Annotated in this window: 18 protein-coding genes; 14 read left to right on the forward strand and 4 right to left on the reverse strand. The window is 46.0% G+C overall.

Annotated elements, in window-relative coordinates:
• Positions 1 to 54: 54 nt before the first annotated feature.
• A complete protein-coding gene (locus GXP65_RS22130) occupies positions 55 to 843 on the reverse strand; it encodes a DUF1853 family protein (RefSeq protein ID WP_162093754.1) in 789 nt (262 codons plus the stop codon).
• Positions 844 to 975: 132 nt separating this feature from the next.
• Here GXP65_RS22130 and GXP65_RS22135 point away from each other — a divergent pair, with 132 nt between their 5' ends.
• Positions 976 to 1,734 (forward strand): Nif3-like dinuclear metal center hexameric protein, encoded by a 759-nt coding sequence (locus GXP65_RS22135; RefSeq protein ID WP_045417798.1) that lies wholly within the window; start codon positions 976 to 978, stop codon positions 1,732 to 1,734.
• Between the two features lie 333 nt (positions 1,735 to 2,067).
• On the opposite strand, the gene GXP65_RS22140 is transcribed toward GXP65_RS22135, so the two are convergent.
• On the reverse strand, positions 2,068 to 3,357 hold the full coding sequence (locus tag GXP65_RS22140) for a citrate synthase (protein ID WP_005426685.1): 1,290 nt from the start codon (positions 3,355 to 3,357) through the stop codon (positions 2,068 to 2,070).
• A 395-nt stretch (positions 3,358 to 3,752) separates the two neighbouring features.
• Between GXP65_RS22140 and sdhC the strand changes: the two genes are divergently transcribed.
• The 8 genes from sdhC to sucD all read left to right on the forward strand — a co-directional run bounded on the left by sdhC (position 3,753) and on the right by sucD (position 13,375).
• The gene (gene sdhC / locus GXP65_RS22145) at positions 3,753 to 4,145 is read left to right on the forward strand and encodes a succinate dehydrogenase cytochrome b556 subunit (protein ID WP_005426687.1); all 393 of its coding nucleotides are present in this window, start codon (positions 3,753 to 3,755) and stop codon (positions 4,143 to 4,145) included.
• On the forward strand, positions 4,139 to 4,483 hold the full coding sequence (sdhD, locus tag GXP65_RS22150; protein ID WP_005426689.1) for a succinate dehydrogenase, hydrophobic membrane anchor protein: 345 nt from the start codon (positions 4,139 to 4,141) through the stop codon (positions 4,481 to 4,483). Before sdhC ends, sdhD begins: the two co-directional genes overlap by 7 nt.
• Complete coding sequence (gene sdhA, locus GXP65_RS22155; RefSeq protein ID WP_162093755.1) at positions 4,484 to 6,250, forward strand: succinate dehydrogenase flavoprotein subunit; 1,767 nt, start codon at positions 4,484 to 4,486, stop codon at positions 6,248 to 6,250.
• A gap of 15 nt (positions 6,251 to 6,265) precedes the next feature.
• Positions 6,266 to 6,976 (forward strand): succinate dehydrogenase iron-sulfur subunit, encoded by a 711-nt coding sequence (locus GXP65_RS22160; protein WP_005426697.1) that lies wholly within the window; start codon positions 6,266 to 6,268, stop codon positions 6,974 to 6,976.
• 92 nt (positions 6,977 to 7,068) lie between these two features.
• Entirely contained in the window at positions 7,069 to 9,894 is a 2,826-nt protein-coding gene (gene sucA / locus GXP65_RS22165; protein WP_005426698.1) for a 2-oxoglutarate dehydrogenase E1 component, read from the forward strand.
• Positions 9,895 to 9,922: 28 nt separating this feature from the next.
• Positions 9,923 to 11,131: a 2-oxoglutarate dehydrogenase complex dihydrolipoyllysine-residue succinyltransferase gene (odhB, locus tag GXP65_RS22170; RefSeq protein WP_005426699.1), complete on the forward strand. Its 1,209-nt coding sequence runs from the start codon at positions 9,923 to 9,925 to the stop codon at positions 11,129 to 11,131.
• Between the two features lie 205 nt (positions 11,132 to 11,336).
• Positions 11,337 to 12,503 carry an ADP-forming succinate--CoA ligase subunit beta gene (sucC, locus tag GXP65_RS22175; protein ID WP_005426700.1) on the forward strand — a complete coding sequence of 389 codons (1,167 nt, stop codon included), beginning with the start codon at positions 11,337 to 11,339 and terminating at the stop codon, positions 12,501 to 12,503.
• Complete coding sequence (sucD, locus tag GXP65_RS22180; RefSeq protein WP_005436989.1) at positions 12,503 to 13,375, forward strand: succinate--CoA ligase subunit alpha; 873 nt, start codon at positions 12,503 to 12,505, stop codon at positions 13,373 to 13,375. The genes sucC and sucD overlap by 1 nt, the downstream gene beginning before the upstream one ends.
• Positions 13,376 to 13,508: 133 nt before the next feature.
• Here sucD and znuB read toward each other — a convergent pair whose 3' ends face one another.
• Both znuB and znuC read right to left on the reverse strand, forming a co-directional pair.
• The gene (gene znuB / locus GXP65_RS22185; protein ID WP_162093756.1) at positions 13,509 to 14,294 is read right to left on the reverse strand and encodes a zinc ABC transporter permease subunit ZnuB; all 786 of its coding nucleotides are present in this window, start codon (positions 14,292 to 14,294) and stop codon (positions 13,509 to 13,511) included.
• The gene (znuC, locus tag GXP65_RS22190; RefSeq protein WP_038892101.1) at positions 14,287 to 15,075 is read right to left on the reverse strand and encodes a zinc ABC transporter ATP-binding protein ZnuC; all 789 of its coding nucleotides are present in this window, start codon (positions 15,073 to 15,075) and stop codon (positions 14,287 to 14,289) included. The genes znuB and znuC overlap by 8 nt, the downstream gene beginning before the upstream one ends.
• 78 nt (positions 15,076 to 15,153) lie before the next feature.
• Between znuC and znuA the strand changes: the two genes are divergently transcribed.
• The 5 genes from znuA (at position 15,154) to GXP65_RS22215 (ending at position 23,122) form a co-directional block, all read left to right on the forward strand.
• Positions 15,154 to 16,035 (forward strand): zinc ABC transporter substrate-binding protein ZnuA, encoded by an 882-nt coding sequence (gene znuA, locus GXP65_RS22195; RefSeq protein WP_162093757.1) that lies wholly within the window; start codon positions 15,154 to 15,156, stop codon positions 16,033 to 16,035.
• Between the two features lie 212 nt (positions 16,036 to 16,247).
• Entirely contained in the window at positions 16,248 to 19,628 is a 3,381-nt protein-coding gene (locus GXP65_RS22200; RefSeq protein ID WP_162093764.1) for an AraC family transcriptional regulator, read from the forward strand.
• A gap of 763 nt (positions 19,629 to 20,391) precedes the next feature.
• Entirely contained in the window at positions 20,392 to 20,619 is a 228-nt protein-coding gene (locus tag GXP65_RS22205) for a FeoA family protein (RefSeq protein WP_005426705.1), read from the forward strand.
• Complete coding sequence (feoB, locus tag GXP65_RS22210) at positions 20,619 to 22,895, forward strand: Fe(2+) transporter permease subunit FeoB (RefSeq protein WP_162093758.1); 2,277 nt, start codon at positions 20,619 to 20,621, stop codon at positions 22,893 to 22,895. The genes GXP65_RS22205 and feoB overlap by 1 nt, the downstream gene beginning before the upstream one ends.
• The gene (locus GXP65_RS22215; protein WP_005426709.1) at positions 22,892 to 23,122 is read left to right on the forward strand and encodes a FeoC-like transcriptional regulator; all 231 of its coding nucleotides are present in this window, start codon (positions 22,892 to 22,894) and stop codon (positions 23,120 to 23,122) included. Before feoB ends, GXP65_RS22215 begins: the two co-directional genes overlap by 4 nt.
• The last annotated feature ends 63 nt before the right edge of the window (positions 23,123 to 23,185 follow it).

Raw genomic sequence — 23,185 nt, forward strand, 5'->3', positions numbered from 1 at the left:
CCGTTTCCCGTTTCCCGTTTCCCGTTTCCCGTTTCCCGTTTCCCGTTTCCCGTTTTAGTTCGGCCAAGTATCCGGTACAACAAACCAAAATTGACCGCTCTTTGTTTGAGCGTGAACAAACCTATCGGATGGTTTATCGATAGGCTCTAAGAACTGCTCATTGCCGATTGCCCAAAGCGGTTTAGAGAGGGCGTAAAGTGGCTCTTCAATTTGCTCCCATTGGCTTTGATAGCACCAGTAACCGGATATTTGGCTTGGGTCTAGTTCGTAACCTAAACAGCTTGTCGGGATAGGTTCTGCAGAAAAAGGGTTAACGTAAAGGCGTCCCTGCATTAGAAGGTGCTCACTCGGTATATTGTCTAACGGTAACTGTTGGTGGAACTCTTCTCTTTGACTCATTTTTAGCTGGTGGGTGAGCATGCGGTCGAGTTTCTTGTGCAGTTGGTCGTGAGCATTCGGCCCATACCAAATACCCTCATGCAGTAAGTAGAACTTGATGGCCACTTCCCAATGCTCGTGTTGTTTGGTTTCCTGATTCTTGAGGATCAAATCAACGGCGCCAATCGTGCGGCCAGTCGTGTCATTGAGTTGAATCTCTTCAGCAACCAATTCATATCGAGGCGAGCAAGTTAGCAGCTTGGTGCAAAGGTGTTGGTAAAGGAAGCCAAGTCGTGGATTACCATCGTAGTCTTCGTTGTCTTCGTAGTCTTCGTAGTCTTCGTAGTCTTCGTTGTCTGATAGAGGTGATGCCAGAAGATCTTCTACAGTGGCAAATGGCGTTTGAAGTTTAAAGAGTGGCGGGGTGCAAGCAATCCATTGATAGAAACGTTGTAGAGAATTCATCCATTATCCTTGTTGTCACTGGCATAGCCTTCCTATTGTATCGAAATTTATTTGAGTTGGGGATGTCACAACTGGCATCTAGATTGCGGTTCGATATACACTTTGCTCAAGCCACAAGTATTGGAAGTAAAAATGAATAACTTACAGCTGGAAAAGATCCTTAACGAGAAACTGTCGCCGCAACTTATCAAAGATTACGCGCCAAATGGTATGCAAGTAGAAGGCAAATCAGAAATCAAACGCATTGTGACTGGAGTTACAGCCTCACAGGCATTGATCGACAAAGCCATCGAGTTAAAGGCAGATGCACTGCTTGTTCACCACGGTTACTTTTGGAAAGGCGAGCCAGAGCCTATTCGTGGTATGAAAGGAAAGCGCATCCGTAGCTTGATCAAAAATGATATCAATCTATATGGTTACCACTTACCGTTAGACATTCATCCTGAGCTAGGTAATAACGCAGAACTTGCTCGCTTGCTAGACATTGAAGTGGAAGGCGGTTTGGAAGGGCACCCTCAATCTGTCGCTCTGTTTGGCCGCTTGAAACAAGCAATGACTGGCGCTGACTTCGCACACAAAATCAATCAAGTCTTAAACCGTGAACCTTTGCATATTGCGCCTGAAAATTCAGACAAAATGATTGAGACTGTTGGCTGGTGCACCGGCGGTGGTCAAGACTTCATTGAGCTTGCGGCTCAGCATGGATTAGATGCATTTATTTCGGGCGAGATCTCAGAACGTACCACTTACACGGCTCGTGAATTAGACATTCATTATTTCTCAGCTGGCCACCATGCAACCGAACGCTACGGCATTAAAGCGTTGGGTGAATGGTTAGCGCAAGAGCACGGTTTAGATGTTACGTTTATTGATATTGATAACCCAGTATAGAAGGGACGGGCTTTGTCCTTTGCTATGAGAGACAGTTGCACTTCGGGATCTGAAGGGAAGAACAGATCCCCAACTCGCTCGTCCCTCGCTCTTGAGGATGACGAAGTACTCGGACTCCGCACGAGCGCTATCCCGCATCCATAGGGCTTCAGCTCGTTCCTGAGTTCCTTAAATAAAGAAAGGGTTGACGCTTTCACGTCAACCCTCATATTTATTCGATTCTCGATTCTCGATTCTCGATTCTCGATTCTCGATTCTCGATTCTCGATTCTCGATTCTCGATTCTCGATTCTCGATTCTCGATTCTCGATTCTCGATTCTCGATTCTAACCGTTACTCGCGCTCATGCAGTGGAGAGAACTCACGCTGAGTTTCACCAGTGTATAGCTGACGAGGGCGGCCGATACGGTTTAGTGGGTCGCTGTGCATTTCGTTCCAGTGAGCGATCCAACCGATAGTACGAGAAATCGCAAAGATAACTGTAAACATCGATACAGGAATACCGATCGCTTTTAGGATGATGCCAGAGTAGAAGTCTACGTTCGGGTAAAGTTTCTTAGACACGAAGTATTCGTCAGAAAGCGCAATACGCTCAAGTTCCATTGCTACGTCTAGTAGTGGATCTTGGATGTTCAGCTCTTTAAGAACTTCGTGACACGTTTCACGCATTACTGTCGCACGTGGATCGTAGTTCTTGTAAACGCGGTGACCGAAGCCCATCAGACGGAATGGGTCATCTTTGTCTTTTGCACGCTCAACATACTCAGGAATGTTGTCTACGCTGCCGATCTCTTCAAGCATCTTCAGACACGCTTCGTTTGCACCACCGTGTGCAGGACCCCATAGAGAAGCAATACCTGCGGCAATACAAGCGAATGGGTTCGCGCCAGAAGAACCAGATAGACGAACTGTCGACGTTGAAGCGTTTTGTTCGTGGTCTGCGTGAAGTGTGAAGATTTTATCCATCGCACGCGCAACAACAGGGTTTACTTCGTATTCTTCACATGGGTTTGCATACATCATGTGCAGGAAGTTTTCCGCGTAGTTTAGGTCGTTACGAGGGTAAATAAACGGCTGGCCGATTGAGTACTTGTAACACATCGCTGCCAGCGTTGGCATTTTAGATAGTAGACGATAAGCCGCAATTTCACGGTGCTCGTCGTTATTGATATCTAGTGAATCGTGGTAGAAGGCCGCTAGTGCACCAACTACGCCACACATTACTGCCATTGGGTGAGCGTCGCGACGGAAGCCATGGAAGAAGCTTGCGATCTGCTCGTGCACCATAGTATGGCGAGTAACAGTTGTTTTAAATTGCTCGTATTGCTCACGGGTAGGGGCTTCGCCATAAAGCAGGATGTAACATACTTCCAAGTAATCTGCGTTATTGGCTAATTGATCAATCGGGTAACCGCGGTGCAAAAGAATACCTTTGCCGCCATCGATGTACGTAATTGATGATTCACAAGATGCAGTGGCAAGAAAACCTGGGTCAAAAGTAAAGTAACCATTGGCTCCCAGTTTACGAACATCAATCACAGGTGTACCTAGCGTACCGTCCATAATTGGCAGTTCGATCGGCGCATGACCTTCAACATGAAGGGTAGCTTTCTTATCCGCCATAACAATCTCCTTTGTTTATTATTTAATCCGTCCAGGATGTTTATGTGCCATTTTTGTACTGTTGTTAAAGCTTAAAGTCAATTTTTCTCCAGTTTTGTGTGCACTTGTTATGATTTTTCTCATGAAAATCGTTAAAAATCTGTTCTATGTAGCATAATTTGTTACATCAATTGTATTAGAATGTTGCTGGCCGTATATTGGCACAGAAAATTTTAGTTAAATCCTTATAAATTCGGGGCTGAAAACAAAAGTGAGGTTTGTTTACAGATTCCGTTTGTTAACAAAGTGTTTACAATTATCTCCGAGCTTATTGCGAGTATTTGTTAATCAAATGTTAACTTTTGTACGTTTGGAAGCTGAAATTGGTTATAACAATAAATGCTCAATGGAGCTGAGTGAGCAAGCCCGTGAAAGAAAGAAAGTCAAGACCTGTTAATTTAGATTTACAGACCATCCGCTTTCCCATCACAGCAATCGCGTCCATCCTACACCGTGTGTCGGGTGTGATTACGTTTGTTGCGGTGGGTATATTACTTTGGTTACTGTCCATTTCTCTGTCATCCCCGATGGGTTTTATGGAAGCCGCTGACATCGTCGATAGCTTCTTCGTGAAATTCATTCTGTGGGGAATTTTAACTGCACTTGCCTACCACATTGCTGGTGGTGTTCGTCACTTGTTGATGGACCTAGGCCACTTTGAAGAACTCGAGTCAGGCGCAATGAGCGCTAAAGTCGCGTTTGGTGCTACTGCAGTGTTATCACTATTGGCGGGGATCTTGGTATGGTAAAACACGTTTCTTCATTTGGTCGTAACGGTGTCCACGATTTCTTACTGATTCGTGCGTCAGCGATCATCATGACTCTATACACGATTTATCTAGTGAGCTTCTGCGCTTTCTCAGATATCTCTTACGCATCTTGGACCCAATTCTTTGGTGGTACATTCACTAAAGTCTTCACCATGTTGGCACTTGTTTCGATTCTGATTCACGCGTGGATCGGTTTGTGGCAAGTATTAACGGATTACATTAAGTGCGCGAAACTTCGTGGCGCACTGCAACTTGGTGTTATTGCCGTTCTATTCGGCTATGTCTTCTCTGGTCTATTTATTCTGTGGGGTGCGTAAGTGTCTATTCCAGTTCGTGAGTTTGATGCCGTAGTAATCGGCGCTGGTGGTGCAGGTATGCGCGCTGCACTACAAATTTCGGAGCAAGGCCTATCTTGTGCTTTGTTGTCAAAAGTTTTCCCAACTCGTTCTCATACTGTATCTGCGCAAGGCGGTATCACGGTTGCGCTTGGTAACTCGCACAAGGACGATTGGCAGTGGCACATGTACGATACAGTAAAAGGTTCTGATTACATTGGTGACCAGAATGCGATCGAGTACATGTGTAAGAATGGCCCTGAGTCGGTTATCGAACTAGAGAAAATGGGTCTACCATTCTCTCGTTTCGATAACGGTTCTATCTACCAACGTCCGTTTGGTGGCCAATCGAAAGAATTTGGTGGTGAGCAAGCGGCTCGTACTGCTGCTGCGGCAGACCGTACTGGTCACGCACTTCTTCATACGCTTTACCAACAAAACGTTAAACACAAAACAACCATCTTCTCTGAGTGGTACGCACTAGACTTGGTGAAAAACCAAGATGGCGCGATCATGGGTTGTACTGCTATCTGTATGGAAACGGGCGAGATTTGTTACTTCAAATCGAAAGCAACTGTCCTAGCAACAGGTGGCGCAGGTCGTATTTACGCTTCTACAACGAACGCTCACATCAATACTGGTGACGGTGTTGGTATGGCGCTGCGTGCTGGCGTTCCAATGCAAGACATGGAAATGTGGCAGTTCCACCCAACGGGTATCGCTGGCGCAGGTGTTCTTGTTACTGAAGGTTGTCGTGGTGAAGGTGGTTACCTTCTAAATAAAGACGGCGAGCGTTTCATGGAACGTTATGCACCAAACGCGAAAGACCTTGCTGGCCGTGACGTAGTAGCGCGTTCAATGATGATTGAAATCCGTGAAGGTCGTGGTTGTGACGGCCCTTGGGGTCCGCACATCAAGCTGAAACTGGATCACCTAGGTAAAGACGTTCTTGAATCTCGCCTACCAGGTATCTGTGAGCTTTCACGTACATTCGCGCATGTGGATCCAGTGAAAGAGCCAATTCCAGTAATACCAACCTGTCACTACATGATGGGCGGTGTTCCAACACAAGTTTCAGGTCAAGCAATCAAGCAGACTGCTGACGGCAATGACGTTGAAGTTCAAGGTCTATACGCATGTGGTGAAATCGCTTCGGTATCAGTACACGGTGCAAACCGTCTGGGTGGTAACTCACTGCTTGACCTTGTGGTATTTGGTCGCGCGACAGGTCTACACCTTGGCGAAACATTGGCTGCTCAAGCTGAAGCTCGCCCAGCAACTGAATCTGACATTGAAGCGTCTCTAGCGCGTACTATGCGTTGGGAAAACAGCACTGGTGGTGAAGATCCAGTTCAAATCCGTAAAGATCTGCAATCTTGCATGCAAAACAGCTTCTCGGTATTCCGTGAAGGTGATGCAATGGCAACAGGTCTAGAAGAGCTGAAAGTGATCCGCGAGCGTCTGCAAAACGCACACCTTGCTGATAAGTCTTCTGAATTCAACACGCAACGTATCGAGTGTCTAGAGCTAGACAACTTGATGGAAACTGCATTCTCTACAGCTGTAGCGGCGAACTACCGTACAGAAAGCCGTGGTGCACATGCTCGTTTCGACTTCCCAGAGCGTGATGATGAAAACTGGCTATGCCACTCTATCTACAACCCGGAAACAGAAGCGATGACGAAGCGTGATGTAAACATGACGCCAGTTCACCGTGACGCTTTCCCACCGAAAGTACGTACATACTAAGAGGAGGAAATGACTATGAAATTGAACTTCTCTTTATACCGTTACAACCCGGATGTAGACACAAAACCTTACATGAAGGATTACACCCTTGAGGTGGAAGAAGGCTCAGACATGATGGTTCTGGATGCGTTGATTCTGCTGAAAGAGCAAGATCCTAGCATCTCATTCCGTCGCTCATGTCGTGAAGGTGTTTGTGGCTCTGATGGCCTGAACATGAATGGTAAAAACGGTCTAGCGTGTATTACACCGCTTTCAGCACTGCAGGGTGACAAGATTGTCATCCGACCATTACCAGGTCTACCAGTAGTACGCGATCTTATCGTTGACATGACGCAGTTCTACGATAACTATGCGAAAGTTAAGCCTTTCTTGATTGATGATGGTGCTCTACCACCTTCACGCGAGAACTTACAATCGCCAGATGAACGTGCGCATTTAGATGGATTGTACGAATGTATCATGTGTGCATGTTGTACAACTTCTTGTCCATCATTCTGGTGGAACCCAGATAAATTTATCGGCCCTGCTGGTCTTTTAGCGGCTTACCGCTGGCTAATTGATAGCCGAGATACAGCGACTGATGAACGTTTGTCCGATCTTGATGATGCATTTAGCGTTTTTCGTTGCCATGGCATCATGAATTGTGTAAGTGTTTGTCCTAAGGGGCTAAATCCTACGAAAGCCATCGGTCACATCAAGTCGATGCTGGTGAATCGTTCGATTTAATTAACAACAAAAATTGCCGCTCTACTTGGAGCGGCTCTTAATAGCTCGGCGCAGACCGAAGCAAACGTGAAAACTACTGGTTAAGGGAAAATATGCACAACGGCGTGATGAAGGCATGGCTCGAGTCTTCACACTTGGCTGGCGCCAATGCAACGTATGTAGAGGACCTCTACGAACTGTATCTAAGTGATCCCGATCTGGTAAGTGAGGAGTGGAAACGCGTATTTGATGAGTTGCCTAAGAACTCAGAAGAAGTGGCTGAACAGCCGCACTCGCGTGTCCGTGACTACTTCCGACGACTCGCTCAAGAAACAAAGCATTACAGTGTCCAAGTTAGTGATCCAGATGTCGACGCTAAGCAAGTAAAAGTTCTACAGCTTATCAACGCATACCGCTTCCGCGGTCATGAAGCTGCTGAACTCGATCCTCTAGGTCTATGGCAACGTCCACCTGTGGCGGAGCTAGACCCTGCATTCCACAATCTCACCGAAGATGACTTCGCAGAAACTTTCAACGTAGGTTCTTTTGCCATTGGCCAAGAGACGATGCAGTTGAAAGACATCTACTCAGCACTGAAGAAGACTTACTGTGGTTCTATCGGTGCAGAATACATGCACATGACAGACACAGAGCAAAAGCGTTGGATCCAACAACGTTTAGAGTCTGTCGTTGGTCAGCCATCTTTCGATAAAGACGAAAAACGTACATTCCTTGAGGAGCTAACGGCTGCTGAAGGTCTTGAGCGTTACTTGGGTGCAAAATTCCCTGGTGCGAAGCGTTTCTCGCTTGAGGGTGGTGATGCACTGATTCCGATGACAAAAGAACTGATCCGTCATGCTGGTACAAGCGGCATGCGTGAAGTGGTTATCGGTATGGCTCACCGTGGACGTTTGAACATGCTTGTTAACGTTCTTGGTAAGAAGCCACAAGATTTGTTTGATGAGTTTGCGGGTAAGCATGATGAAACATGGGGTACGGGCGATGTTAAGTACCACCAAGGTTTCTCTGCAGACTTTGCAACGCCGGGTGGTGATGTTCACCTAGCGCTAGCCTTCAACCCATCTCACCTTGAGATTGTAAACCCAGTAGTTATTGGTTCAGTTCGTGCTCGTCAAGATCGCTTAGGTGACTTTGATGGAAGCCGCGTACTACCTATCACTATCCACGGTGACTCTGCAATCGCAGGTCAGGGTGTGGTAGCAGAGACGTTCAACATGTCTCTTGCTCGTGGTTTCTGCGTTGGCGGTACAGTTCGTATTGTTGTGAACAACCAAGTTGGTTTCACGACTTCGAACCCTCGCGATACACGTTCGACCATGTACTGTACTGATATCGCGAAGATGGTACAGGCACCAATTTTCCACGTTAACGCTGACGATCCAGAAGCGGTTGCTTTCGTAACGCGCATTGCACTGGATTACCGTAACGAGTTCAAACGCGATGTTGTGATTGATTTGGTTTGTTACCGTCGTCATGGTCACAACGAAGCGGATGAGCCGAATGCAACTCAGCCGTTGATGTACCAAAAAATCAAGAAACACCCAACGCCTCGTAAACTGTACGCTGATGTTCTGATCGACAAAAACGAATCAGATATCGAAGTGGCGACTCAGTTAGTTAACGAGTACCGCGACGCGCTAGACAAAGGCGAAGTCGTGGTTAAAGAGTGGCGCCCAATGGCTCTACACTCTGTTGACTGGTCACCGTACCTCGGCCATGACTGGGATGTTTCTTGGGATAGCACATTCGATTCAACTCGCTTGAAAGAGTTGGGTCAGCGCCTAATCCAATACCCAGATAGTCATAAGCTACAAAGCCGTGTAAACAAGCTATACAACGATCGTTCTGCAATGATCAGCGGTGAGAAGCCTCTTGATTGGGGTATGGCAGAGACACTTGCGTACGCTACCTTAGTTGACGATGGCAAGCGTATCCGTATCTCTGGTCAGGACTCTGGACGTGGTACTTTCTTCCACCGTCACTCAGTTCTTCATAACCAGAACGACGCAAGTACCTACATTCCGTTGGCGAATATTCATGACAAACAAGGTCCATTCCAAGTCTTTGACTCAGTGTTGTCAGAAGAAGCGGTATTGGCGTTTGAATATGGTTACGCAACAGCAGAGCCAAGCGGTTTGACCATTTGGGAAGCACAGTTCGGTGACTTTGCGAACGGTGCACAAGTGGTGATTGACCAATTCATTTCATCGGGTGAGCAAAAATGGGCTCGTCTGTGTGGTCTGACAATGTTGCTGCCACACGGCTATGAAGGCCAAGGCCCAGAGCACTCATCTGCGCGTTTAGAGCGTTACCTACAATTATGTGCTGAACAAAACATGCAGGTTGTAGTGCCATCTACACCAGCACAGGTTTACCACATGATCCGTCGTCAGGTGGTGCGTCCTATGCGTCGTCCACTGATTGTTATGTCACCTAAGTCGCTACTGCGTCATCCACTTTGTACATCGTCATTGGAAGAGCTTTCTGAAGGCACATTCCAACCAGCGATTCCAGAGATCGATAATCTGGATCCAAGCAAAGTGAAACGTGTTGTGTTCTGTTCAGGTAAGGTTTATTTCGACCTTCTAGAACAGCGTCGCAATAACGAACAAGATGATGTTGCTATTGTGCGTATCGAGCAGCTTTACCCATTCCCAATGGATGAAGTTCAAGCCGCTATCGCGCAATACACGAATGTTGAAGATTTCGTGTGGTGTCAGGAAGAGCCTCAAAACCAGGGTGCTTGGTACTGTAGCCAACACAACTTCCGTGCTGCTATTCCAGCAGGCGCAGATCTTAAATACGCAGGTCGCCCAGCTTCTGCTTCGCCAGCAGTAGGCTACATGTCGGTGCACTTGAAACAACAAAAAGCGTTGGTTGAAGACGCTCTGAACGTGAACTCAAAAACTTCGAATTAAGAACTAGAAGTTAAAGGAAGAAACAGATATGACAATTGAAATTCTGGTTCCAGATTTACCTGAATCAGTTGCTGACGCAACCGTAGCGACATGGCACAAACAACCAGGCGACGTAGTCGAGCGTGATGAAGTTCTGGTTGATATCGAAACCGATAAAGTTGTGCTTGAAGTACCGGCTCCGGAAGCGGGCGTTTTAGAAGCCATTATTGAAGAAGAAGGTGCAACAGTACTTTCTAAGCAGTTGATCGCGAAGCTTAAGCCAGGCGCAGTAGCAGGCGAACCAACAACAGATTCAACAGAAGACAAAGAAGCGTCTCCTGATAAGCGTCATAAAGCAACGCTAACAGAAGAAAGCAACGATGCGCTAAGCCCAGCTGTTCGTCGTCTTCTTGCTGAACACGGTCTTGAAGCTAGCCAAGTGAAAGGCTCTGGTGTTGGCGGTCGTATTACTCGCGAAGACATTGAAGCACACCTTGCAAACGCAAAAGCGGCACCGAAAGCAGAAGCTCCAGCAGCCGTTGAAGCGCCTGCAGCGGCTCGTAGCCAAAAGCGTGTACCAATGACGCGTCTGCGTAAGACAGTAGCAAACCGTCTTCTAGAAGCGAAGAACAACACGGCAATGCTAACCACGTTTAACGAAGTGAACATGAAGCCAATCATGGACCTTCGTAAGCAATACAAAGACCAGTTCGAAGAGCGTCACGGTACTCGTCTTGGCTTCATGTCTTTCTACGTGAAAGCAGTAACTGAAGCACTAAAACGTTACCCAGAAGTGAATGCATCTATCGATGGTGATGACATCGTTTACCACAACTACTTCGACATCAGCATGGCGGTTTCTACGCCACGTGGTCTAGTGACGCCAGTTCTAAAAGACTGCGACACACTAGGTTTTGCTGACATCGAAAAAGGCATCAAAGAGCTAGCAATCAAAGGCCGTGACGGCAAGCTAACGGTTGATGAGTTGATGGGCGGTAATTTCACAATCACTAATGGTGGTGTATTTGGTTCATTGATGTCTACGCCAATCATCAACCCACCACAATCGGCAATCTTGGGCATGCACAAAATCCAAGAGCGTCCAATGGCGGTTGACGGCAAAGTAGAAATCTTGCCAATGATGTACCTAGCACTATCTTACGACCACCGTTTGATCGATGGCCGTGAGTCAGTGGGTTTCCTAGTAACCATTAAAGAGCTACTAGAAGATCCAGCGCGTCTGCTATTAGACGTTTAATATCGCTAAAACGTCGAGTTGTCCTTGATAGCTCGACGTCTACAGCATCCGAGGCTAGACTGGCTCAGCGTCTGGCCTTCATTTGAACTGCCCCCGATATAAACTTATAAGCAGTTGATTTGAGAAGACCCTACAGACGTACCGCATCGATGCGGCGTTATGGAAATAATAAATCCCTTAAGGGATAAACAAACGGAATATCAAAATGAATTTGCACGAATACCAAGCCAAACAGCTGTTTGCAGAATTCGGTTTGCCTGTACCGGAAGGCTACGCATGTGATACGCCACAAGAAGCTTTCGAAGCAGCAGGTCGCATCACTACTGAAAAGAAAGTTGTAAAATGTCAGGTTCACGCTGGTGGCCGCGGTAAAGCGGGCGGTGTTGAGCTACACGATACAAAAGATGGCGTAAAAGAATTCGCACAAAAATGGCTAGGTAAGAACTTGGTTACTTACCAAACAGACGCAAATGGTCAGCCTGTTACTAAAATCCTTGTAGAAGAAGCGTCTAACATCGCTAACGAACTTTACCTTGGTGCGGTTGTTGACCGTGCAACTCGTAAGATCGTTTTCATGGCTTCGACTGAAGGTGGTGTGGAAATCGAAAAAGTTGCGGAAGAAACGCCGGAGCTAATCCACAAAGCAGCAATCGATCCACTAGTAGGCCCTCAGGCTTACCAAGGTCGCGAGCTAGCGTTCAAACTTGGTCTTGAAGGTGACCAAATCAAACAATTTGTTAAGATCTTCATGGGTCTTGGCACTATGTTCTCTCAGTACGACCTAGCGCTACTAGAGATCAACCCACTGGTTATTACTGGCGAAGGCAACCTGCTATGTCTTGACGGTAAGATCAACATCGACTCAAACGCGCTATACCGTCAGCCTAAGCTTCGTGAAATGCACGATCCTTCACAAGAAGACGAGCGTGAAGCGCACGCAGCTCAGTGGGAACTGAACTATGTGGCACTAGATGGCAACGTTGGCTGTATGGTTAACGGTGCGGGTCTAGCTATGGGTACAATGGACATCGTAAACCTACACGGTGGTAAGCCTGCTAACTTCCTAGACGTAGGTGGCGGCGCAACAAAAGAACGTGTAGCAGAAGCATTCAAAATCATCCTATCTGATGACAACGTGAAAGCGGTTCTAGTAAACATCTTCGGCGGTATCGTTCGTTGTGACATGATCGCAGAAGGCATCATCGGTGCAGTGAAAGAAGTTGGTGTAACGGTACCTGTTGTTGTTCGTCTAGAAGGTACTAACGCTGACCTAGGTCGCGAAGTTCTTGCTAATTCTGATGTTGATATCATTGCTGCTGAGTCGCTAACAGATGCTGCTCAGAAAGTTGTTGCTGCTGCGGAGGCTAAATAATGTCTGTACTAATTAACAAAGACACTAAAGTAATCTGTCAGGGCTTCACTGGTGGTCAAGGTACTTTCCACTCAGAGCAGGCAATTGCTTACGGTACACAAATGGTTGGTGGTGTATCTCCGGGTAAAGGTGGTCAAACTCACCTTGGTCTTCCTGTATTCAACACAGTACGTGAAGCAGTAGAAGTGACTGGCGCAACAGCAACAGTTATCTACGTACCAGCACCATTCTGTAAAGATGCAATCCTAGAAGCGATCGACGCGGGTATCGAGCTTATCGTAACGATCACTGAAGGCATCCCAACGACAGATATGATCGATGTAAAGGTGAAGCTAGAAGAAACTGGCGTTCGCATGATCGGTCCTAACTGTCCGGGGGTTATCACTCCTGATGAGTGTAAGATTGGTATCATGCCTGGTCACATCCACAAGAAAGGTAAAGTGGGCATCGTTTCTCGCTCAGGTACACTAACGTACGAAGCGGTTAAGCAAACGACTGACGAAGGCTTTGGCCAGTCAACGTGTGTTGGTATCGGTGGTGACCCAATCCCAGGTTCAAACTTCATCGACATCCTGAAGCTTTTCCAAGAAGACCCTGAAACAGAAGCAATCGTAATGATTGGTGAGATCGGTGGTACTGCGGAAGAAGAAGCAGCAGCTTACATCAAAGAAAACGTAACGAAGCCAGTGGTTTCTTACATCGCGGGTGTTACTGCTCCTCCTGGTAAGCGTATGGGTCACGCAGGTGCAATCATCTCTGGTGGTAAAGGTACTGCAGAAGACAAATTCGCAGCACTAGAAGCAGCTGGCGTTAAGACTGTGAAATCTCTAGCTGAGATTGGTAAAGGTCTACGTGAAGTGACAGGTTGGTAATCAATCAAACCACGCTATAAGAAGTATTAAAAAGCCTGCGATTTCGCAGGCTTTTCTTTTTCCGTCCCATCTTGTTTTTATCTTGCTTTGATTTTTGTCTCAAGCAAGGTGGATTGTATTAAACCGCTCGGGCTTATGCTTTGCGGCTAATAAGTTGGCTAAGCATGAATAACAATGTGGCACTGATTACGACAGAGGGACCCGCTGGAGTATCGAAATGCCAAGACAGGCTCAGTCCCATCAACACCGCGATAGAACCAATAATCGATGCAAACAGCGCCATCTGTTCAGGTGAAGAAGAGACTTTACGAGCCGTTGCCGCTGGGATAATCAGTAGTGAAGTCATGATCAGTGCGCCAACAAACTTCATTCCGACAGCGATCACTACACCGACCATAAGCATCAGAACTAGACGTACCAAATCGGTATTCACACCTTCCACAGCAGCAAGCTCTTCACTCACGGTACTAGACAGCAGTGGACGCCAGAAAAGATATAAGCATGCGCTAACTGCGATGACACCAGCATAGATGAACATCAGATCTTGAGGTGATACCGCCAATAGGTCACCAAACAAGTAGCTCATTAGATCGACGCGAACATTGTCTAAGAAGCTGACGGAAACCAAACCAATCGACAACGCACTGTGGGCCAAAATGCCCAGCAAAGTATCTGTTGCGACAAGCTGTTGCTTTTGAAGTGTCACTAGCAGTACCGCTAAAGCGAGACAGCAAACGAGCAGGGCAAGGTATAGATTTATATCTAGTAGGAAGCCAAGTGCTAACCCCATCAAAGACGCATGTGCAAGCGTATCACCGAAGTAAGCCATTTTGCGCCACACTACGAATGAACCAAGTGGACCTGCGATAATCGCGATACCAATGCCGGCCAATATTGAAGGCAGTAAAAACTCAATCATGATGGTGATGTCCGTGAGCGTGGTTTGAGCAAGAGGTAGCGTCGCCAGTGACTGGTGAGCCAGCTAAATCGTGATGATGGTGTTCGTGGTCATGGTGGTAAAACGCCAAAGACTCACGGGTAGCATTGCCAAACAGAGCAATATAAGAAGGGTGCTGAGTAATGGTTGCCGGCGAGCCTGAACAGCACACGTGGTGATGCAAACAAATCACATCATCGGTCTTAGCCATGACTAAATGCAGGTCGTGTGAAACCATAAACACACCACAATCAAAGCGATGGCGGATGCTTTCAATCAGGTCATATAAATCGATTTGGCCTTGAACATCGACACCTTGAGCGGGTTCATCCAAAACGAGAAGTTCTGGGCGTTGAAGGAGTGCTCGTGCTAGAAGTACACGCTGATTTTCGCCACCAGAGAGACGGTGCATGTTACTTGCGATCAGGTGCTCAGCACCGACAAGACGTAACGCATCAAGGCACTCTTGCTTGCTATACTTGCCTGCGAGGTTTAAAAAGCGAATCACGTTCAGCGGAAGAGAGTCGTTGAGTTTCAGTTTCTGAGGGACATAACCAATTTTCAGCTTACGCTGTTTGGTTAATTTACCGCTGGTCGGTTTCTGGAGACCTAGAATGACTTTAACTAACGTCGATTTTCCCGCTCCATTGGGACCAATTAGGGTAGTGATCTTGCCCTTTTCTAATTCCATAGTGACATTGTCGAGAACTCTACGTTCGTCAAACTCGACGCACAGTTGCTCAAGACGGACTAGTGAAGACATGAATGAAACTCATTTGCAAAATAATAATGTTATAATGTAACATTATCTCACTTTCCACGCCATACCCCAAGTAAAACTATGAAAAGAGCTATAATTCTTGCTGCTACAGCAATGTTAACCTTACCTGCTCAAGCAGTCACTGTGTTAACCAGTATTAAACCGATTCAAATGATCGCAACCGAGCTAACGGAAGGTGTAACAAAACCAGACGTGCTGCTTCAAAACAACGCTTCGCCTCATGACTATGCTTTGCGTCCATCCGATGTAAAGAAAGTCGCAGCGGCGGATCTTGTCATTTGGTACGGTCATGATCTTGAGCCGTTTCTAGAGAAAGTCGTGACCGACAAAGGTAATACGCTAACGATTAGCCAAATTCCGGATTTGTCATTGCGCGAGTTTGGTAGCGAACATGCTCATGACCATGACGGTCACAACCATGGCACTCACGATCCTCACTTTTGGTTAGGTATTGAAACTGTTCAACAAGTTGCGAATGCTATTGCTCACAAGTTGGCTGAAATTGACCCTGAACACGCTGCAACTTATGCGGAAAACTTAAACAAGTTCGAAGTTCACTTGAAAGCGACAGACGCAGAAATCAAACAGCAACTTACACCAGTGAAAGACAAAGGTTACTTTGTATTCCACGATGCCTACGGTTATTTTGAAGAGCGCTACGACCTAAATCAAATGGGTCACTTTACCGTTTCTCCTGATCGAAAACCTGGTGCGAAAACGTTGATTCATATTCGTAAAACACTTGGCACTGGTGATGTAGCCTGTGTGTTCTCAGAGCCTCAATTTACACCCGCTGTGATTGAGAGTGTGATGCGCGGCAGTGACGTAAAAACGGGTATTCTTGATCCGTTAGGTAGCGAGATTGACGTAAAGTCAGGCAGTTACTTTGAATTTCTTCAAGGTATGTCGAATAGCTTTAGTCAGTGTTTGAGCGAAAAGTAACAATTGTGTTGTGCTTCTTGCATCAGATCTGTTTTTAACGTGATCTAGCAGTAAGAATTGCAAACCTTAGGCGCAGTGAGTCTTTCCTATCAAAGGATTTGAGATATCATTGTCAATAATTAGCGGCTCGAAATAACCATATAGCCACTCAGCTACGGAAAGCATGAGTGAATGATGAGACCGCACGTATTGATACATGTAAGGATTTTATCTTGCTGCGCCAAATAGCCCTATTTTTTTGGGCTTTTATCCTCTCATTTCAAGCAATTGCTTCAAGTGAAGCGAATGCGATCTTTTACCCTTTGCCGAATCAGGTTAAGGGCACTTTCATTGCAGCGAAAAAATTGTTCCCCGGTGAACAAGGTGGGCTCTGGATCCATGATGTTCATGGTCGTGTTCTGTTCTATGATGGTCAAACCACACTGCCAAAATCCGGTAGCTTCCTCAGAAATAAAGTAGAGCAGTTGGCTTACCACAAAGGTTCATTTTGGACATTTATTGAAAACGAGGTGTATCAAACTTATCCGAACCAAGAGCGCCGTTTAGTCTTTAGCCTCAACCCTGGCTCTCAGATCCGTAAGATTGGTTCATCCGGAAACTATATTTGGGTCAGTGATGGTGCGCAGTTCTATACCTATAATGTTGAAACCAGCGAACTGAACTCCTTTTCTCTATTGCAGCTCTATCAGCATAGTAATAACAGTTACGTCTATATTAACGACGCTATCTTTGTCGAAACCAAGTGGGCGTTGGCGACAACTTCAGGCGTATACCTATCAGAGGGCAGCAAGTTTAATCATGTTGTCTCATCGGGCAAAAATTACATCGAGAAAGTGTATTACTCCCATACTCGTCGTGAAATCTTAGTCGGCACTTTAAAAGGCGCGTTGATATTTAATATCTATGAGCCAGGCAAGCCTGTTATTCGAATTGGCGCTTCTCATGTCTTAACCTTTGCTGAAACCAATCAAGAATACTGGGTAGGGACAGAGCAAGGTCTTTATTTGTATTCCTTCTTAACTGGCGAAGTAACCCAAGTGACACCAGCAAGTTTTCTGGAACTAGAGCTCGCCAGTACCAAAATTTACTCGTTGCTGAACGATAATATGGGGGGAATGTGGATTGCCACCAACCAAGGCATTCGCTATTACTCTCTGTTTAGTAAAAAGTTTGAGCGAATCACGTTCAGCAGTTATGACCAACAAATGCTCTCTGGTCGTATTCGGCAGACGCTTACCGGACCCGATGGTGCACTTTGGTTTGCGGACGATCATAAGTTGTATCGCTCGAATAATGGCAGCGTTACCGATGTGTTGAATGTGTCGTCACAAATTAACGAATTTGCTTTTCAGGGAGAGAGGCTCTGGGTTGCCACGTCCACGGGTTTGGAAATATATAGCCTGAAAAACTTACAGCAGATGACATTCCCTTACCTCCAAGTCATCGCAGGCAAGACAATCGACCATATTACCGCTGATGGCCCCAATCGCCTTTGGATATCCAGTGGTTATCAGCTATTTAATATTGATGCTGTTAACCAGACTATGAGAAATTTTGGCAGCGAATGGTTAGTGAGTAAGTTCTTACCCGCGAAGATTACGCGTCTGTACGACAAGGAAGAGTTGCTGCTGATAGGGACTGACCACGGCGTTTACGAGTATGACGGAGAGCGAATTCGCTTTAACCATTTTTCAGAAAAGTACGGTGAATCACTCGATATTATTACCGCAAATGATGGCTCGCAGTGGTTTGCTTCCGCCTATGGCGTTTTCAGAACCGTTCCGGGCAGCAATGAAAAACAAGTGATGGAGATGAGTGTCGCAAACTCTCGCCCAGCTTGTTTGCTTAGTGATTCGGAAGGGGTGTGGCTTGCTTCTTCTGTTGGCTTAAGTTACTACCATTTATCTGGACAGCTCATGAAGCATTACTCTTCTTCATCGGGCCTTATCAATAATGAATTCTTACCAGGCATTTGTAACGTTATCCGTCGTGCTGAAGATAGTGATCGCCAACTTATCTTTGGCTCTCAGTATGGGTTAGTTAAAGCTGACTCGTCTAAATTGCTGGTTTCTAACACGCCAGAATCTAAGCTTATTGTTAGCCAAGTCATGCTGGAAAATGAAGTGGTGCAAGTGGGTAGTGCCGACTTAGAAGAGATGAAGCTGCCTTATGGGTCGTCCCTTAGTTTCCTTTTTGGTGTGATGCCCAAGCCTGACAATCAGAATTTGTATTATCGCTTAAATGAAAGTGAAAAATGGCAAACGTTAGAAGGTGGGCAATTAACGTTAGAACACCTTAATTCTGGCGATTACCACTTACAGGTTAGTAATGACTTACAACTGGCTTCGGGTCTGATTGGATTAGATTCCAGATTTACAGTGCTTAAACCATGGTATCTATCGAAGTTGGCCATATCGGGTTTTACCTTGGCTGTTATTGCGGTTCTTGCCCTTCTAATGTACTGGCGCTCACGCTATGTGCTGCAAGCTAACCGAGATCTGGCAGCTCAAGTTACGTTAAAAACCAACCAGCTGCGCCATCAAAGTCGAGTGTTGTTGACCAGTAACCAACAATTGAGAAAGCAGATTCAGGTAAGAAACCTGCTGGTGGATCATGTTGCTCAATCGATAAAATCGAGTATTGATTCGATCGCGCACAAGCTTCCTATTGATGTGGATTCGGCAACTCAAGACCATTTATCCAAGACCTACTGGCAATTGAATGAGCTTAAAAGTGCTCCTGAAGACACCAGCAGCGGCAGTCAAAATTACAACTTAAGTCAGATAACCCAATCGGTGGTGGATGTTTGGCGCGAGGACTTTTCAAAAGCAGGCATTAATGTCGAACTGCAAGATGAGCAAAAGGCGAGCCGTATTTCATTAGAGAGCTTTAACCTCGATGTCATCTTTAACAGCATCTTTGCCAACATCATCAAGCGCTCGTTCCGGGGACAGTTGGTTAAATTAACACTGGAAGAGGGCAATGATATTGTCTCGCTGAGCTTCATTGACCATGGTACTCAGTTGCCAAGTAAAGCATCGACAATACGCCCAATGAGCACCAACAATGTTGACTTAAGTATGGATAACCTGCCTCAATTAGTTGCAGCCAGTGGCGGCCATTTATCGATGTTCACTTCTGATGCTCAAAATAAAATAGAGATTTCGTGGCCATGTGCTCAAGAGCCAAGCCATGTTGAGGAGGCGTTTCCTGAGTTTGCTCAGACACAGCAACCTCAACAAGAAGAGATGTCGCCTGAGCAAGAGTGGTTAATGAAAGTGTATCAGTTAGTGGCTGAGCACTACCACGACCCAGAGTTTGGTACGGCATCTGCCGCTAAGATGTTGTTTATGTCTGAGCGAAGCTTGCAGAGACGATTTAAGTCGGCGTCGTCCAGAACACTAAAAGATTATGTAACGGAAGTCAGGTTGGAGACCGCATGTGAGCAGTTGCTAGCTGGTGAGAAGATCAGTGAAGTTGCCTTCAACTGTGGCTTCAATGACCCATCCTACTTTAGCCAGAAGTTTAAATTACACTTTGGGTTACCGCCGTCTAAGTTCGCGATGACACAAGAGAGCCAAACAAGCCCATAGTGCTAATTCAAAGTTTATCTAGCCCAGCTATTAGAGTTGGGCTTTTTTACGCTTGTAAGACGAGCGGTATCGTAAAGAACGCGATATGGATTCTAGGTAGAAGGGTAATCAGATTTAATCTGGCGGGATGCGGGATGCGGGATGAAAGGCTCGATCCATCTAACGAGGAATACATGTAGCACAATGGCGATATAAAATTGCGATAGGCAACGAGAATAATTGGTTTTTTTCGAGGAAAACGTTTAGGGATTATAGGGCGTTAAGTGATAAGCGAATGAAGAAAGAGAAGAAAAAAAATATCGTGGTATAGCCGGGGGGACTATACCACGGGTGTCAATGACACCTTCGCTTGCTGCCGGAGTGACATGTTGCCATGCCACCTCTGGAATTCTTTTGAGTGGCTGTTGCCTCTCGATGGGTTAACTATACGAGACCTTACTTATTTTTCTTATAAAAATAACGACAGCTTTATGTGAGAAAAGCGACAAAGTTTTATTTTGACATTAAGTTTCTGTTTTTAAATGAGAATTAATGTTGCTCGACTTAGTTTGTTGCGGTTGTGTTAAATTTGGTCAGCCTGAAAATATTCGATTTTGACGAAAATGACGTGATATAACTTGACGGAGTTAACGTTAAACTGTCGGTGGTAATAGTGAAATCTTTGATTTCACACAATGATTAAGGTGATGTAGAAGAGTAGAATCGGCGCATTAAATAGTCTTAATAATAATATTTATCATTAGCAATACTCTTAAGGGCCACTATGAAGCTATCAGAAATTAAACCCGGAGAAACGGTGACCATCCGATTATTGGAAGGTCTCACATCGGATGTCAGAAAAAAGCTGATGGTTATGGGGTTATTGCCAAACACAGAAGTAAAAGTGATTCGACGTGCGCCAATGGGTGACCCACTGCAAGTTGAAGTCCGTGGTGTTTCTGTTGCGTTGCGAGAAACCATTGCGCAGAACATCGAAGTGGAGCGAGCATAATGCAATACCAAATTCTTACTGTTGGTAACCCTAATAGTGGTAAAACGACGCTTTTCAATGGCCTGACTGGAGCTAAGCAGCAAGTCGGTAACTGGGCTGGTGTGACTGTTGAAAAGAAAACAGGTCAGTACAAACATGCTGGTGATGAGTTCTTACTGACAGACCTTCCGGGGATCTACTCTCTGGACAGTGGCAACGACAGTAACAGTATCGACGAATCAATTGCATCTCGTGCGGTACTTACTCATCCTGCTGACTTGATCATCAACGTGGTGGACGCAACAAGTCTAGAACGCTCTCTATATATGACGTTGCAGCTGCGCGAACTCGGTCGCCCAATGATCGTCGTGTTGAACAAGATGGACGCGCTTAAGCGTGAGCGCCAAGTCATTAACGTTGCAGAGTTAGAAAAAACATTGGGTTGCCCAGTGGTGAGTTTGTCTGCAACAAATAAAGGACAAGTTGCAGAGTTTAAAGAGAAGCTGCATAAGTCTGTGGTTCAAGGTATTGCACTAAAAGAAATTTCTTTGAACTACGGCGAGCAAATGGAAGCGGCGATCAACAACGTTTCGGCTCTTTTCAATGATCAAACCGTTTCCAACCGTGCTCTAGCAATTCGCGCGCTAGAAAAAGACGCGTTGGTTCTTAACAGCATGTCTGATGCTGACCGCAACAGCGTTGAAAACACGATAGCTGAGCTTGAACTGGATGTTGACCTGCACGTTGCCGACACAAAATACACACATCTTCATGAAGAGTGTAAGAAAGTACGCCGTAGTGAAGGTAAGCTGAGTCGTAGTGTGACTGAAAAGCTAGACCAGTTCATCTTAAACAAGTGGGTGGGTATCCCGTTCTTCTTTGTTGTGATGTACCTGATGTTTATGTTCTCTATCAACATCGGTAGTGCGTTCATCGACTTTTTCGACATCGGTGTTGGTGCGATATTAGTGGATGGTGGTCACCACTTACTAGACGGCCATTTACCAGTGTGGTTAGTGACGGTTCTTGCTGACGGTATCGGCGGTGGTATCCAGACTGTTGCAACCTTCATTCCGGTTATCGCGTGTTTGTATCTGTTCCTAGCGGTACTTGAGAGCTCAGGTTACATGGCTCGTGCTGCATTTGTACTTGATAAAGTCATGCAAAAAATCGGTCTGCCGGGCAAAGCATTTGTACCACTGGTTCTTGGCTTTGGTTGTAACGTACCGTCAATCATGGCGACTCGTACCCTAGACCAAGAGCGTGAGCGTAAATTGGCTGCATCTATGGCGCCGTTTATGTCATGTGGTGCCCGTCTGCCAGTATACGCGCTGTTTGCTGCGGCATTTTTCCCTGGTTCTGGTCAGAACATCGTATTTGCACTTTACCTACTTGGTATTGTGGCAGCGATCTTCACGGGTCTTTTCCTTAAGCACACGCTTTACCCAGGTAGCAGTGATAGTTTGGTGATGGAAATGCCGGACTACGAGCTTCCTACACTACAAAACGTTGTAATCAAAACATGGCAAAAGCTAAAGCGCTTTGTATTGGGGGCAGGTAAAACGATCGTTGTTGTTGTTGCTATTCTTAGCTTCTTTAACTCGCTAGGTACCGATGGCAGCTTTGGTAACGAAGACAGTAAGAACTCTGTACTTTCTAAAGCAGCACAAGTCGTAACACCAGTCTTCGCGCCAATCGGAGTTCAAGAAGATAACTGGCCAGCGACAGTAGGTATTATTACCGGTATTTTCGCGAAAGAAGCGGTGGTTGGTACGTTGAACAGCCTATACACCACACCAAGCGATGGTGAAGAAGCTGAATTCGATCTAATGGGCAGCCTAGAAGAGGCGGTAATGAGTATCCCTGAAAACCTTGCTGGCTTGAGCTACTCAGATCCGCTCGGTATTGAGGTTGGTGACTTAACAGACTCAAATGCAGTGGCAGAAGACCAAGAAGTTGATGCGTCTATCTTTGGTAACATTAAAGCGAAGTTCGCCTCTGGCAATGCTGCATTTGCATACCTAATCTTTATCCTACTGTACACTCCTTGTGTGGCGGCGATGGGTGCCTACGTTCGTGAATTTGGCCATAAGTTCGCACGCTTTATTGCAGTTTGGACAATGGCGTTAGCGTACTTATGTGCAACGTTCTACAACCAGTTGACGCACTTCGCGGATAGCCCGATTACCAGTGGTATTTGGATGGCAGCGATCGTAGCTATCTTCTTTGGTACGTATCGTGTGTTCAAGCGAGTTGGCAAGAAGCAACAAGGTTCGTTAGAGGCGCAAGTAGCATGATTTTAAAAGAGCTTTATCAATACATTGCAGACAAAGGAACCGTCTCCCAGTCAGATCTGGCTAAGCAGTTTGGGATGAGTGAAGATGGTGCCGACGCAATGTTAAGCGTGTGGATTAAGAAGGGTAAAATTAGCCGTCTAGTCGATACCAATAAAGCTCATGACGTGACTCGAGTACGCTACTCGGTGACCAAGCAAGATGGTCTATCTCTGACAGTCACCATGTAGCGATTGTCAGAATTAGTCACCTAAAAAGTTATCACGTAAAAACGACAAAGCCGCATCTGTAAT

Origin of the sequence: Vibrio sp. LB10LO1 (genome assembly GCF_010092875.1) — a bacterium.
GTDB classification, from domain to species: domain Bacteria; phylum Pseudomonadota; class Gammaproteobacteria; order Enterobacterales; family Vibrionaceae; genus Vibrio; species Vibrio campbellii.